The sequence below is a fragment of the Streptomyces sp. 3214.6 genome (assembly GCF_900129855.1).
GTDB classification, from domain to species: Bacteria; Actinomycetota; Actinomycetes; order Streptomycetales; family Streptomycetaceae; genus Streptomyces; species Streptomyces soliscabiei.
The window spans coordinates 717,826-730,903 of the sequence record NZ_LT670819.1; the positions used below are offsets into that span (position 1 = coordinate 717,826).

The following is a 13,078-nucleotide window of genomic DNA, read 5'->3' on the forward strand; positions in this document are numbered from 1 at the left end:
TTTCAGGTCACCGGTGGCCCGTTTCCTCCCCCGGCGGCCGGGGACTCGGGTCCTATGGTGCGAATCGGATACACGATGATGACCGAGCAGGCCGGCCCTCGTGACCTGGTCGACCACGTGGTGCGCGCCGAGGAGGTGGGTTTCGACTTCTCGGTGACGTCGGACCACTACTTCCCCTGGCTGCGCGCGCAGGGGCACTCACCGTACGCGTGGAGCGTGCTCGGAGCCGCCGCCCACGCCACGTCGCGCATTCCGCTGATGACGTATGTGACATGTCCGTCCTTCCGCTACCACCCGGCGGTGGTGGCGCAGAAGGCGGCGACGATGCAGCTGCTGTCCGAGGGGCGCTTCCGGCTGGGGCTCGGCGCCGGGGAGAACCTCAACGAGCATGTGGTGGGCGGCGGTTGGCCTCCGGTGGATGTGCGGCACGAGATGCTGGAGGAGGCGGTGGTGATCATCCGCGCGCTGTTCGGGGGCGGACACGTGACTCGGCACGGCACCCACTACGACGTGGACTCGGCCCGGCTGTGGGATCTGCCCGACGAGCCGCCGCCGATCGGCATCGCCGTCTCCGGCGAGCAGTCCTGCGAACTGGCGGGCAGGCTGGGCGATCTGGTGATCGCCACCGAGCCCGAGGCCGGTCTGCTGGAGGCGTTCGACCGGCACGGCGGCCAGGGCAAGCCGCGCGTGGGACAGCTCCCGGTCTGCCACGACCCCGACCGGGACACGGCCGTGAAGCGGGCGCACGCCCAGTTCCGCTGGTTCGGCAACGGCTGGAAGGTGAACTCCGAACTGCCGCACCCGGACTCCTTCGAGTCGGCCACCCAGTTCGTGACACCGGACGACGTCGCCTCGGCGATCCCCTGCGGTGACGATCCGGACGACTTCGTCGAGGCCGTACGCCCGTACGCCGAAGCCGGGTTCACCGAGATCGCCCTGGTACAGATCGGCGGCGACTCGCAGCCCGCCTACCTGGACTGGGCGGAGAAGACCCTGCTGCCCGCACTGCGCGACGCCCTCGGCTGACGGGCTGCCACACCCCGCACGCGGGTCTGTCAAAGCATCGCCAATGGGCCCATATAGGCTGCCGGTCTGCACTCCCGCAGTGCCGATCCTATGTTCAGCAGCCCGCAGAGGAGAGTCATCCGTGACCCTGGCGATCGACCTGCCCGAGACGCCCGCCAAAACATCCTCCGAGGCGTCCGCCGCCACGCCCGCGCCCCTGTCCGACCTCGTGGCGCGCGACGCCCGGGAGTTCGGCGTCTACGCGCGGACCGGCGGGTGGGCCTTCGGCCTGATGGTGGCGCGCAGCGTCCGACCGGGCGGGCAGAGCGTGGACGAGACGCCGAAGGTGTCGGCGAAGGAGTTCGCCGAGCTGGCCGGGTGCTCCCCCGAGCGCGTCATGCGCTACTACAAGGCCTGGGACCGGGCCGCCGACGACGGTCTCGTCCCGCACTTCGAGGAGCTGGCGCCGGGCCAGGAGGTCGAACTGCCGGACGCCGAGGTGTGGCTCACCTACTACGTCTCGCGTTCCAGTGCCGCCTCCGAGCGCGGCACCGCCATCGCGGAGGCCGCCGAGGCCGAGGGCATCCGCCCGACGAAGGCGCTGGAGGTGGCGGAGAACCCCACCGCCCTGCGGGCCGCGATCCTCGCGGATCCCTCGACCGCCCGGGCGGCCCGCGCCGCGCTCCTGGACCGCATCAAGGAAGACCCGGACCTCCAGGCCGAGCTGGCCCGTGACGTCGTGCGCACCGACGACCTCAAGAAGGCCGTGGCGACCGAGAGCCGCTCGGCCGACCGGATCGGCTACGTCCGTCAGATCGCCGAGTCCGGCCAGGTGAAGACGCCCGCCGGGCAGACCATCGACGCTCCCGTCGAGCTGCGGCAGGAGGCCGAACGGCACCTCTCGCTGCTCGACGAGCTGGACGACCACGAGGACGCCGGCGAGTGGGCCGCCGAGGCCTACGACACGATGAAGCACCTCGTCGTTGAGACCGTGGAGGCCGATCCCGAGCTGCGCGTCCAGGAACGGCGCACGAAGTTCTACAGCAGTCTGCAGCGGGCGACGAAGGTGTTCGAGGAGCTCACCTTCGACGACGTCGACGCACAGGACTTCTACGAGGACGACATGGTGCAGCAACTGGAGGAACTCCAGCAGGCGATCGGCAGCTGCATCACCGCGCTGCGCGGTGCACGCGGCGACGCGCCCGCAGGCGAGCAGCCGTAGGGCGGGCAGCCGTGGCGCCGGGCGTCCGGCGCCGGCGTGCGTCCCCGCACCCGGCGTCACTGTGTCGTATAGCGGTGCCGAGTCCACAGCGGGAGTACGAACCAGCACAGCGCGTACCACGTGACCACGCCGGAGACCAGCCAGGGCACGTAGTCGTCGTGGGTGGCCACGCGCAGGATCAGCAGCAGCGAGGCGGTCATGGTGGCGAGCAGCAGGATCAGGCCGACCAGGGTCAGCCGGGACGCCCACCGCACCGCCTGCGGCTTCACCCGTCGCCCGGCGACCAGACGGTGCAGGGAGACGGGGCCGATGAGCGCGCCGGTCGAGCAGGCGCCCAGACAGACGGTCACGATGTAGATGACCTGGTCGGTGTGGGACAGCTCGGGGTAACGCTGAGTGAACACCACGGTCAGCAGGAAACCGAAGAGGATCTGCACGCCGGTCTGGGCGACGCGGACCTCCTGGATGAGCTCGCCCCACATGCGGTCGGCGCGCTCCTCCTCGGTCTCGTCGCGTCCCCTGCGCCGTTCGGCTCCCGCCGTGTCCGTCACGTGGCCTCCTCCGCCGGTCCGAGTACCTCCTCGGTGCTCCCTCCCGGCGAGTACCCCGTGGGCGGCGATCGTCCCTCGATCACCGCCCGGGTGGCCTACCAGCGTCCCTCGACCTGCTCCTTGATACGCCGGTCGTACAGGTCGCGGACGGCGGCGAGGGTCTCGCCGGAGAGCTCCGGGAGCTTGGCGGCGGCCGCGTTGGCGCGGGCCTGCTCGGCCGAGCGGGCGCCCGGGATCACGGTGGTCACACCGGGCTGCTGGATGATCCAGCGCAGCGCCAGCTGGGCCGGGGTGTACCCCTCGGGGGCGAGGGCCGCGAACTCGACGGCGGCCCGGACGCCGGTGGCGTAGTCGACGCCGGAGAAGGTCTCGCCCTGGTCGAAGGCCTCGCCGTGCCGGTTGTAGGTGCGGTGGTCGTTCTCCGGGAAGACGGTGTCCTCGGTGTACTTGCCCGAGAGCAGTCCGGAGGCGAGCGGGACGCGGGCGATGATGCCGACGCCTGCCTCGCGGGCCGCCGGGAGCACCTCGTACAGGGGCTTCAGGCGGAACGGGTTGAGGATGATCTGCACGCTGGCCACGCCCGGCCGGGCGATCGCGGTGAGGGCCTCGGCGCAGGTCTCCACGCTGACGCCGTAGTGCGCGATGCGCTCCTCCTCGACGAGGGTGTCGAGGGCGTCGAAGACCTCGTCGCTGGAGTAGACGGGGCTGGGCGGGCAGTGCAGCTGGACCAGGTCGATGCGGTCGACGCCGAGGTTGCGGCGGGAACGGTCGTTCCAGGCACGGAAGTTGTCCAGGACGTAGTTCTCGGGGATCTGTTCGACCCGGCGGCCCATCTTGGTGGCGACCAGCACGTGCAGGTCGGGCCGGCCGCTCAGGAAGGCGGCGATGGTCTGCTCGCTGCGTCCGTCGCCGTAGACGTCGGCGGTGTCGAAGAAGGTGACGCCCGACTCGGCGGCCGCCTCCAGAACCGTCAGGGCCTCCTTGTCGTCGACGTCTCCCCAGTCGGCACCCAGTTGCCAGGTGCCGAGACCGACGACGGATGCGTGCTGACCAGACCTACCGAATTCGCGCTCGTCCATGAGGTCAGTCTGTCATCCGGGGTGACCGGGTGCGGAACGGGCCGCTCCGTGCCGCCATCTGTGAATCATTCACCCACAAGAGTGACGGTGTTCGACAGGGCGGTCGCATGGGCCGACGGGCACCTAGCGTGAGCCCGTGACTGATCGTTCAGTGAGCAACCATCAGCCGGGTAACCCCTCCTGGACCCGCCGCGGCTTTCTGCGCACCGCGGCCGCGACCCTGGCCGCCGTCCCCGTCCTGGTGCTTCTACCGCGAGCGGCTGGCCGCGTACGCCGCCCTGGGCCGTTTCCCCGTCAACGGGTCGGTGGAGATCCGGGTGACCGGTCTCGACGACCCGGCCGAAGCCGAACTCACCGGCGCCCGGACGCCGTCGCTCTCCGCGCTGCGGCCCGACCCCGACCACCCCGAGTGGGACACGGCCGTCTGGCTGGACGTTCTGACGCTGCCGGGGACGCCGTACGCGGATGCCTTCTACCGCGAGCTGGAGCGCTTCCTGCTCGCGGCCTACGACGGCACGCACGCGCTCACCCGGGTGGAGTGGTCCAAGGGCTGGGGATACACCCACGAGGCCGCGTGGAGCGACGTGGAGGTGCTGGGGACGGCAGTGCCGGAGTCCTTCGGTTCCGCATGGGACGAGGCGGCGGACACGCTCGAACGGCTGGACCCGCACCGGGTGTTCCGCGCCCCACTGCACGGTCGGCTGTTCCCCTAGGCCGCGGATTCCCGACTAGTCGCGGGAGGCCAACGCCCGGGTGTGCGCGCCGCGCGCCAGCTTCGGGCCCAGCCAGCGTTTGAAGCGGCGCAGGGCCTCCAGTCGCCCGGCGGCCCGGTCGAGCCGGTAGTACAGCTGGGGCGGCACATAGGGCAGCAGCGGCGAGTGGCGCTGCCCGAGCAGGGCGAACATCTGCTCCGGGGGCAGGTCGATGTAGCGGGTGAGGTTCTCGTACCACTGGGCGCTGTAGCGGGCGGCGCTCTGCGGGGAGAGCAGGGCGGACTTGCGTTCCTGTTCGTAGCGGGCGAGGGCCTGCCGGAGGTCGGTGCTCCCGCGCAGGGCGTCGACGAGGGCGATGGCGTCCTCCAGGGCGAGGGTGGTGCCGGCGCCGATGGAGTAGTGGGTGGTGTGCGCGGCGTCGCCGAGGAGGACGAGGTTGTCGCGGTGCCAGGTGCGGTTGGTGAGGGTGCGGAAGGTCAGCCACTGGGCGCCGCCTGCGGCGGACGCGCGGCCGATGAGGGGGTGACCGTCGAGGATGTGCGCGAAGAGCTTCTCCAGGTCGGCAAGGCCGTCGCCCTCGCTCGCCCGGTCGAGGCCGAGCCCGGCGAGGGTCTCGGGGGCGCACTCGATCACGCAGGTGCTCTGCTCGGAGCTGAAAGGGTAGCCGTAGCACCAGATCCAGCCGTGCTCGGTCTCCACGAAGGCGAAGGTGAAGGAGTCGAAGACCTTGGTGGTGCCGAGCCAGACGTAGGAGTTGCGGCCCGGTGCGAGTGCGGCGCCGAAGTCGTCCGCGTGGCGGGTGCGCAGGGCGCTGTGGACGCCGTCGCAGGCCACGACGAGGTCGGCGGCCGGCAGGTTCTCGGCGGTGATCTCGCTCTCGTACTCGATCCGTACGCCGAGTGCGCGGGCGCGGGCGGCGAGGATCTCCAGCAGCTTGTGCCGGCCGATGCCGTGCCCCTCGTCGCCGGGCTGACGGGTCGCCAGATCCCTTACGTGTGCGACCCCTTCGTTCCAGCGGACGGAGTTCTCGTCGATCGCGTCCGCCGACTCGGGGTCGCAGGCGCGGAGCCTGTCGAGGAGTCCCTGCCAGTAGGTGACGCCCCACCCGTAGGTCGAGCCCTCCGGGTCGCGCTCGTGGACGGTGATGTCGTGGGACGGGTCCTGCCGCTTGAGCAGGATCGAGAGATACAGGCCGGCGGGCCCGCCGCCGACACAGGCGACCTTCACGCGCACCCCTAGGAATTAACCGGACGTGGTGGATTGACGACGCAGGGTAGCAGGGTGCGGTATCCGCCGACGGACGCCCCGCCTGCCCGATCGCGCCAGTTTTCCCATGTGAGCCACACCACGAGCGGGATGCCGGCGCGCGAAAGTCCACCGGAAGTGGCGGCGCCACGGAAAGGAATTGCCCGTTCCGTCTCGCGCGAGCCCCGGGAACGACAAGATCATCTTTGTTGAGCCGCCGGTGTCCGGTCGGCCGCCGGATACAGGGCCGGCCTGCCGCCGGGAGCGGTCATCACCACGGCGGGACTGCTCGGTCGACCGGTCGACGCGCGCCTCGCTGTGGGCGCCGGACGCGCCGACCCCGGACGAGACGATGAAGCCGTGGAACGACACGACCCCGGCGGCCCTGCTCGACCGCACGGCCCACTACACCTTCGACGCCTGATCAGGCCTCGGCGCCGCGGCACTCCGGGTGGCCCCAGCCCTGCGGGTTCTTGGCGATCTGCTCGCCTGCCGCGTAACCCCGGCCGCAGACGCAGCGGCCGGGGAACTTGGCCTTGAGCGTGCGGGACGACGAACTCCCTCCGCGCCGGGGGGACTTGCTCCCTGCGGCGCGGGCGGACTTCGGCTTGGGGGTGTCCGGCGAGGCCGGTGGCGCCGGGGAGCCCTGGTCGCTGCCGGCCGGCTGCTGGACGCTCGCCGCCTGGCTTGCGGCACGGTCGGCGAAGTCATTGAGCGGGTCGCCGTCGACCTGGTGAGCGGGCACGTAGCGGAAGTCGACCGAGCGACCGTCGAGCAGTTCGTCGATGCGGACGACGAGCTCCTGGTTGGCGACCGGCTTCCCGGCGGACGTCTTCCAGCCGTTGCGCTTCCAGCCGGGCAGCCAGGTGGTGACGGCCTTCATCGCGTACTGCGAGTCCATCCGGATCTCGAGCGGCACGGTCGGGTCGGTCGACGCCAACAGGCGTTCCAGCGCGGTGAGTTCGGCGACGTTGTTGGTGGCCGTGCCGAGCGGGCCCGCCTCCCAGCGGGCCGGCGTCTCCGTCTCGTCCGCCACCACCCACGCCCAGCCCGCCGGTCCCGGGTTTCCCTTCGAAGCCCCGTCGCACGCGGCCACCACTCGTTCACGCATGCGCACGATCATGCCATGGCCGAACGGGGCCCCCGGCCCCCGCCCGGGACGCGCCTAGGACACGTCCTCGGTCTGCGGCATCTCGCCCGCGGTGGTGGTGACGTCGATCACCGAGAAGTTCGCGCCCTGCGGGTCGCTGATCGCGGCGAACCGTCCGAACGGGGTGTCCATCGGGCCGAAGCGCAGCACGCCGCCCAGCTTGGTGGCCCGGGCCACGGCGTCGTCGCAGTTGTCGACGGTGAAGTAGAGGTTGACGTACGAGGGCACCTCGGGCGGGAACTCCTCCGTCATCTTCATCCGGCCGAGGACCATGTCGCCGCCGATCTCGAACAGGCGGAAGTCGACCGAGTCGTCCTGGAGCTGCTTGGCCGTGTACGAGAACACCGCCGGCAGGAACGTGTCCGTCTTGTGCGGTTCACGGGTGAAGAACTCGGCCCAGCAGAACGCGCCCGGCTGCTCGGGCGGCGCCTCGAAGCCCTCGTGGACGCCCGCCTGCCACACGCCGAAGACGGCACCGCCGGGCTCGCGCCCCAGGCACATCGTGCCGAAGTCGCCGACCTTCATCGGCTCCATCAGCACCTCGCCGCCGTTGTCACGGATCTTGCGGGCGGTCGCCTCGGCGTCCGGGGAGGCGAGGTACAGGCACCACTGCGAGGGGCCCTCCTGGCCGGGCATCGGCGGGACGACGGCGGCGACCGCCTTGCCGTCGGCGTAGGCCTGGGTGTAGTTCCCGTACTCCGACGACGCCTCGCCGAAGGTCCAGCCGAGGACCTCGCCGTAGAAGCGCTTGGCGCCCTCCAGATCACTGAACATCGCGTCGGCCCAGCAAGGGGCTCCCTCTGGTCGTACCGCCATGACCGCGGCCCTCCCGATGAGATGGATTGTCCGGTTCCTCACGCTAGTCACCCGGCCGTCGGCGCGCGCGCCGAACCCGTTGCTCCGTCCCGGTGAACGGCGCCTCCCAATCCCCCTGATCACCGGCGTGCGGGGGCACTCCCCCGGACACCCGACGGCACGCGATGCGCCTTCTGCATCATCCACACGGTTTGCACCTTCTGGCGCACACATCCGCCCCTTACACGCCGTTCCCGCCCGTCACGGAGAGTGCTTGGCTGGTGCCCGCGTCACCGAACCGATCTTCCTGGAGGGAATGTGTCCACACCGGACAGTGCCACCGGTTCCACCCTCGACGAGCCCGACTCCGAGCCCTCCGCCAACGGACAGCTCACCAGTCTCAGCACCCAGGCGGCCCGCCAGCTCGCCACCACCCACAAGTCAGAGCCCCAGATGCAGGCGATCAGCTCGCGCTGGCTGCTGCGCAGGCTGCCGTGGGTGGACGTCAAGGGCGGAACGTACCGTGTCAACCGACGCCTGCAGCTCAAGGTCGGCCGGGGGCGGGTGCAGTTCGAGCAGAACGGCGGGGACGACGTCCGGGTGATTCCGGAAACCCTGACCGAGCTGCCCGTGCTGCGCGGCTACTCCGACAACGGGACGCTGAGGGAACTGTCGTCGCGCTTCCAGCCCCGGGAGGTCCGGGCCGGCCAGGTGATCTTCGAGGCCGGTCAGCCCGTGACCGAGGCGTATCTCGTCGTGCACGGCCGGTTCACCCGCTTCACCTCCGGCAAGTACGGCGAGGAGGAGATCGTCGGGGTGGTGTCCGGCGGCGACCAGCTCGGTGACGAGGCCGTCGGCCAGGACGACCCGCTGTGGCTGACCTCGGTGCGCGCGGACACCTCGGGTGTGCTCCTCGCACTGCCCTGGCACGTGCTGCGGGAGTTCGTGGACCGGGTGCCGTCGCTCGCGGCGCATCTGTCGGCGTACGCCGAGCTGCAGCGGCGGCCCATGAACCGTAAGGGCGAGGCCGAGCTGCCGATCCAGGCCGGCCATGTGGGCGAGCCGACGCTGGGGGCGGGCTTCGTCGACTACGAACTCTCGCCGCGCGAGTACGAGTTGTCGCTGACCCAGACCGTGTTGAAGGTGCACACCAGGGTCGCCGACCTCTACAACCACCCGATGGACCAGACCCAGCAGCAGCTCCGGCTCACCGTCGAGGAGATCCGGGAACGCCAGGAGTGGGAGCTGGTGAACAACCGGCAGTTCGGGCTGCTGCACAACATCGACTACGGGCAGCGGGTGAGCTCCTTCACCGGGCCGCCCACCCCGGACGACATGGACGAGCTGCTGTCGATGCGGCGCAAGACCAAGCTTTTCCTCGCCCACCCGAAGGCGATCGCGGCGTTCTTCCGGCAGTGCAACCGGCGGGGTCTGGTGCCCGGCACGGCCACCGTCGAGGGACACGAGATCCCGGCCTGGCGCGGGGTGCCCATCTTCCCCTGCAACAAGATCCCGATCTCCGAGCAGCACACCAGCAGCATCATCGCGCTGCGCACCGGCGAGGCCGACCAGGGTGTCGTGGGCCTGTACCAAACGGGCATCCCGGAGGAGTTCCAGCCCGGCCTGAACGCACGGTTCATGGGGATCGACGGCAACTCGATCATCCGCTACCTGGTCACCGCCTACTACTCGATGGCGCTGCTCGTCCCCGACGCGGCCGGGGTCCTGGAGAACGTCCAGATCGGCCGGACGGCCGAATGAGCACGGGCTACACACTGCCCGGGCCGCCGAGCCTCGCCGCAGGCATCCGGGCCCGTCGCCAGGGCACCATTCCCGGGCTGCGATACCGGGAGGTCGCCCCCGCCGACCCGGTGAAGACGGCGGAGGTCGACCGTCGGCTGGAGGAGTGGGCGCGGGGTCTCGATCTGTTCCCGCCGGCCTGGGACGGCGACTTCGCGGGGTTCCAGGTGGGGCGCGCCGTCGTGCTCCAGCACCCGGGCGCGTTCGACCTGGACCGGTTGACGGCGGCCGGGAAGCTGCTGCTGGCGGAGAACATGGTCGACAGCTGCTATTGCGAGGAGGACGAGGGTCGGGGCGCCTCCCGCAGCGGCCTCGGCGGGCGGCTGGTTCTCGCGCAGTCGGCGCTGGACCCCTTCCACGGCCCGCCCGGCTTCCAGCAGGAGTGGGAGCGGGGCATGCAGGCCGACGGTCCGCTGCGCTCCTACTACTGGGCGCTCAAGGACTACGCGGCCTTCGCCACCCCCAGCCAGACCGGCCGGTTCGTGCACGACATGGCGCGGCTGCACCTGGGCTACCTCGCCGAGGCCGCCTGGAGCGAGACCCGGTACCGGCCGCAGGTCTGGGAGTACCTGGTCATGCGACAGTTCAACAACTTCCGGCCTTGTCTGTCCCTGGTGGACGCGGTCGACGGCTACGAACTGCCCGAGCAGCTGTACGCCCGCCCGGAGATCCAGCGGGTCACGGCACTGGCCTGCAACGCCACCACCATCGTCAACGACCTGTACTCCTTCACCAAGGAACTGGCCTCCGATCCCAGCCACCTCAATCTGCCGCAGGTCGTGGCCGCCCATGGCCGCTGTGGTCTGAAGGCCGGCTATCTGCGCGCCGTCGAGATCCACAACGAGGTGATGGAGGCGTTCGAGGAGGAGTCGACCGTCCTGGCGGCCATGTCGCCGCTCGTGGGGCGCTATCTCCAGGGGCTGTCGGACTGGGTGGCCGGCAACCACGAGTGGCACGCCACCAACACCCATCGCTATCACCTGCCCGACTACTGGTGACCAGCGCTGTCTTGACAGATCGTCACATTCCGCATCCTGAGGAGCCACCGTTGACCATGACCCCCGACGCCATGACCGAGACCGTCCAGCTCCCGACCCAGTCGATCTACCAGAACCGTGTCGCGGACTACTGGAACGCCGAGGAGAACCCGGTCAATCTCGAACTCGGCAGGATCGACGACCTCTACCACCATCACTACGGCATCGGCGCGGCCGACTGGACCGTGCTCGACGAGCCCGACCCCGAACTGCGCCGCGAGCGGCTCACCGCCGAACTGCACCGGCTGGAGCACGCCCAGGCCGAACTGCTGGCCGCCCGGCTCGGCCGGCTGACCCCCGCCGACCGGGTCTTCGACGCCGGCTGCGGCCGCGGCGGCGGCAGCGTCGTGGCGAACCTGCGGCACGGCTGCTACGCGGACGGCGTCACCATCTCCGCGAAACAGGCCGAGTTCGCCAACGAGCAGGCCCGCAAGCGGGGCATCGACGACAAGGTGCGGTACCACCACCGCAACATGCTGGACACCGGCCTGGAGTCCGGCGCCTACGCGGCGTCCTGGAACAACGAGTCGACCATGTACGTAGAGCTGGACCTGCTGTTCGCCGAGCACGCCCGGCTGCTGCGCCGGGGCGGCCGCTACGTCGTCATCACCGGCTGCTACAACGACGCCTACGGGCAGGCCTCGCGCGAGGTGTCGCTCATCAACGCCCACTACATCTGCGACATCCACCCGCGCTCGGCCTACTTCCGGGCGCTGGCCCGCAACCGGCTGGTGCCGGTCCACGTGGAGGACCTCACCGAGGCGGCCATCCCCTACTGGGAGCTGCGCAGTCAGGCCGACCACCTGGTCACCGGCATCGAGGAGACGTTCCTCACCGCCTACCGCAACGGCAGCTTCCAGTATCTGATGATCGCGGCCGACCGGATCTGAATTTCGCTGGACCGCAAGGCGGTCGACGCCCTGCAATGGGGCGCATGTGTGCTGCGAAGATGCGTCCGGACGAGGTCGACCTCGACGCCCCGCTGGTGAGCCGGCTCGTCGCCGCCCAGTTCCCGCGGTGGGCCGGGCTGCCCGTGCGGCGGCTGGCCTCCTCGGGGACGGAGAACGCGATGTTCCGGCTCGGCGCCGACAAGGTGGTGCGGCTGCCCCGGCATCCCGACGCCGTCGAGAGCGTGGCGCACGAGCAGCGCTGGCTGGCCCGGCTGGGGCCGAGGCTGTCCGTCGCCACGCCCGTGCCGCTGGAGCAGGGCGGGCCGGGTGAGGGGTTCGCCTGGCCCTGGTCGGTCTATGGCTGGCTGGACGGTCGTAATCCGGTGGCCGGAGCCGTCGAGCAGCCCGAGGCCCTGGCGGCGGACCTGGCGGCGTTCGTCACCGCCCTGCGTGGGATCGAGGCGCAGGGCGGTCCGCCCAACGGCCGGGGTGTGCCGCTGGCGGAGCGGGACGCCCCGACGCGCGACGCCCTCGCTCAACTGGACGGGCGGATCGACACCGTCGCGGTCACCGCCCTGTGGGAGGAGGCACTGCGGGCGCCGGGGCGCACGGAACCGCCCGTGTGGACCCACGGGGATCTCTCGCCCGGGAACGTGCTGGTCGAGGGCGGACGGCTGTCGGCTGTGATCGACTTCGGCGGCGTCGGGGTGGGCGACCCGGCCGTCGACCTGATCGTCGCCTGGAACCTGCTGCCCGCGTCGGTGCGCGGCGTCTTCCGGGAGGCCGTGGGAGCGGACGACGCGGAATGGGCGCGCGGGCGGGGCTGGGCGCTGTCGATCTCACTGATCCAGCTGCCGTACTACTGGGAGACCAATCCGCCGCTGGCGGAGAACTCCCGGCATGTGATCAGGGAGATCCTGGCCGAGACCCGGCCCGCCGACGTGTCCGTGGCCGGCTCCTAGGCTCCGTCGTAGGCCTTCTTCAGGGCGGCGATGTCAAGCTTGCCCATGGCGTACATGGCCTTGGTGGTGCGGACGGCCTTCTCGGCGTCGGGGTCGCCGATCATCTCGATCAGCCCGTCCGGGATGACCTGCCAGGACACGCCGTACTTGTCCTTGAGCCACCCGCACGGGCCGGGCTCGCCGCCGTTCTCGGTGAGTTTGTTCCAGTAGTAGTCGACCTCCTCCTGGTCCGCGCAGAAGATCTGGAAGGAGATCGCCTCACTGAAGGTGAACTCCGGGCCGCCGTTGATTCCGACGAACTTCTGCCCGTTGGCCGTGAACTCCACGGCCACCACGGAGCCGGCCGGACCGGGGCCGGCCTCGTTGTAGCGGCCGATCTTGCCGATGCTGGAGTTCTTGAAGATCGACACGTAGTAGTGGGCGGCCTCCTCGGCCTGGCCGTCGAACCAGAGACACGTGGTGAATCCGTCGGTGGTCATGAGTACCTCCTGGGCGTGGAACGCGGTCATCAGTGTCGACCGATGTCCGCGCCGGAACTCATCGCTCGGGCCGTGCATTCATCCGGACGGCCGCGGCCGCTTCCCCCGTCGTCGTACCGTGCTGCCGCCCGGATCGTGCTCTGCCCTGGG

General features: G+C 70.5%; 13 protein-coding genes and 1 pseudogene. 8 read left to right on the plus strand and 6 right to left on the minus strand.

Features of this window, described 5'->3' with window-relative positions:
• The first annotated feature begins 54 nt into the window (after positions 1 to 54).
• Positions 55 to 1,026 carry an LLM class F420-dependent oxidoreductase gene (locus tag B5557_RS03110; RefSeq protein ID WP_079657648.1) on the plus strand — a complete coding sequence of 324 codons (972 nt, stop codon included), beginning with the start codon at positions 55 to 57 and terminating at the stop codon, positions 1,024 to 1,026.
• A 121-nt stretch (positions 1,027 to 1,147) separates the two neighbouring features.
• On the plus strand, positions 1,148 to 2,227 hold the full coding sequence (locus B5557_RS03115) for a hypothetical protein (RefSeq protein WP_079657649.1): 1,080 nt from the start codon (positions 1,148 to 1,150) through the stop codon (positions 2,225 to 2,227).
• 56 nt (positions 2,228 to 2,283) lie between these two features.
• On the opposite strand, the gene B5557_RS03120 is transcribed toward B5557_RS03115, so the two are convergent.
• On the minus strand, positions 2,284 to 2,709 hold the full coding sequence (locus B5557_RS03120; RefSeq protein WP_231976526.1) for a DUF6328 family protein: 426 nt from the start codon (positions 2,707 to 2,709) through the stop codon (positions 2,284 to 2,286).
• 164 nt (positions 2,710 to 2,873) lie between these two features.
• Positions 2,874 to 3,857, minus strand: coding sequence for an aldo/keto reductase (locus B5557_RS03125; RefSeq protein WP_079657651.1), 984 nt, complete (start codon positions 3,855 to 3,857; stop codon positions 2,874 to 2,876).
• A 245-nt stretch (positions 3,858 to 4,102) separates the two neighbouring features.
• Between B5557_RS03125 and B5557_RS03130 the strand changes: the two are divergent.
• A pseudogene (locus B5557_RS03130) lies at positions 4,103 to 4,570 on the plus strand (cholesterol oxidase substrate-binding domain-containing protein); the annotation flags it as partial.
• 15 nt (positions 4,571 to 4,585) lie between these two features.
• On the opposite strand, the gene B5557_RS03135 reads toward B5557_RS03130, so the two are convergent.
• Positions 4,586 to 5,803 carry an FAD-dependent monooxygenase gene (locus tag B5557_RS03135; protein WP_079657653.1) on the minus strand — a complete coding sequence of 406 codons (1,218 nt, stop codon included), beginning with the start codon at positions 5,801 to 5,803 and terminating at the stop codon, positions 4,586 to 4,588.
• A 172-nt stretch (positions 5,804 to 5,975) separates the two neighbouring features.
• On the opposite strand from B5557_RS03135, the gene B5557_RS03140 reads away from it, so the two are divergent.
• Positions 5,976 to 6,239, plus strand: coding sequence for a hypothetical protein (locus B5557_RS03140; protein ID WP_143688284.1), 264 nt, complete (start codon positions 5,976 to 5,978; stop codon positions 6,237 to 6,239).
• On the opposite strand, the gene B5557_RS03145 is transcribed toward B5557_RS03140, so the two are convergent.
• Entirely contained in the window at positions 6,240 to 6,938 is a 699-nt protein-coding gene (locus B5557_RS03145) for a ribonuclease H family protein (protein WP_079657655.1), read from the minus strand.
• A gap of 42 nt (positions 6,939 to 6,980) precedes the next feature.
• Positions 6,981 to 7,781: a VOC family protein gene (locus tag B5557_RS03150; RefSeq protein ID WP_079657656.1), complete on the minus strand. Its 801-nt coding sequence runs from the start codon at positions 7,779 to 7,781 to the stop codon at positions 6,981 to 6,983.
• Between the two features lie 297 nt (positions 7,782 to 8,078).
• Between B5557_RS03150 and B5557_RS03155 the strand changes: the two genes are divergently transcribed.
• Genes B5557_RS03155 through B5557_RS03170 form a run of 4 tightly spaced genes read left to right on the plus strand, consistent with a single transcriptional unit; the run spans position 8,079 to position 12,449 of the window.
• A complete protein-coding gene (locus tag B5557_RS03155) occupies positions 8,079 to 9,521 on the plus strand; it encodes a family 2B encapsulin nanocompartment shell protein (protein WP_079657657.1) in 1,443 nt (480 codons plus the stop codon).
• Positions 9,518 to 10,558 (plus strand): family 2 encapsulin nanocompartment cargo protein terpene cyclase, encoded by a 1,041-nt coding sequence (locus tag B5557_RS03160; RefSeq protein WP_079657658.1) that lies wholly within the window; start codon positions 9,518 to 9,520, stop codon positions 10,556 to 10,558. Before B5557_RS03155 ends, B5557_RS03160 begins: the two co-directional genes overlap by 4 nt.
• Positions 10,559 to 10,614: 56 nt before the next feature.
• Positions 10,615 to 11,487, plus strand: coding sequence for a geranyl diphosphate 2-C-methyltransferase (locus B5557_RS03165; protein ID WP_173877801.1), 873 nt, complete (start codon positions 10,615 to 10,617; stop codon positions 11,485 to 11,487).
• Between the two features lie 44 nt (positions 11,488 to 11,531).
• Positions 11,532 to 12,449, plus strand: a complete 918-nt coding sequence (locus tag B5557_RS03170; RefSeq protein ID WP_079657660.1) for an aminoglycoside phosphotransferase family protein — start codon at positions 11,532 to 11,534, stop codon at positions 12,447 to 12,449.
• Here B5557_RS03170 and B5557_RS03175 read toward each other — a convergent pair.
• Positions 12,446 to 12,928 carry a VOC family protein gene (locus tag B5557_RS03175; protein ID WP_079664562.1) on the minus strand — a complete coding sequence of 161 codons (483 nt, stop codon included), beginning with the start codon at positions 12,926 to 12,928 and terminating at the stop codon, positions 12,446 to 12,448. The two genes, B5557_RS03170 and B5557_RS03175, sit on opposite strands and share 4 nt — an antisense overlap.
• Positions 12,929 to 13,078: the final 150 nt, after the last annotated feature.

Bases quoted from the DNA above. Each gene is read 5' to 3' on its own strand.
- B5557_RS03110 (WP_079657648.1), top strand. From the start codon at position 55: ATGGTGCGAATCGGATACACGATGATGACCGAGCAGGCCGGCCCTCGT.
- B5557_RS03120 (WP_231976526.1), bottom strand. From the start codon at position 2,709: ATGTGGGGCGAGCTCATCCAGGAGGTCCGCGTCGCCCAGACCGGCGTG.
- B5557_RS03125 (WP_079657651.1), bottom strand. From the start codon at position 3,857: ATGGACGAGCGCGAATTCGGTAGGTCTGGTCAGCACGCATCCGTCGTC.
- B5557_RS03145 (WP_079657655.1), bottom strand. From the start codon at position 6,938: ATGATCGTGCGCATGCGTGAACGAGTGGTGGCCGCGTGCGACGGGGCT.
- B5557_RS03150 (WP_079657656.1), bottom strand. From the start codon at position 7,781: ATGGCGGTACGACCAGAGGGAGCCCCTTGCTGGGCCGACGCGATGTTC.
- B5557_RS03160 (WP_079657658.1), top strand. From the start codon at position 9,518: ATGAGCACGGGCTACACACTGCCCGGGCCGCCGAGCCTCGCCGCAGGC.
- B5557_RS03165 (WP_173877801.1), top strand. From the start codon at position 10,615: ATGACCCCCGACGCCATGACCGAGACCGTCCAGCTCCCGACCCAGTCG.
- B5557_RS03170 (WP_079657660.1), top strand. From the start codon at position 11,532: ATGTGTGCTGCGAAGATGCGTCCGGACGAGGTCGACCTCGACGCCCCG.
- B5557_RS03175 (WP_079664562.1), bottom strand. From the start codon at position 12,928: ATGACCACCGACGGATTCACCACGTGTCTCTGGTTCGACGGCCAGGCC.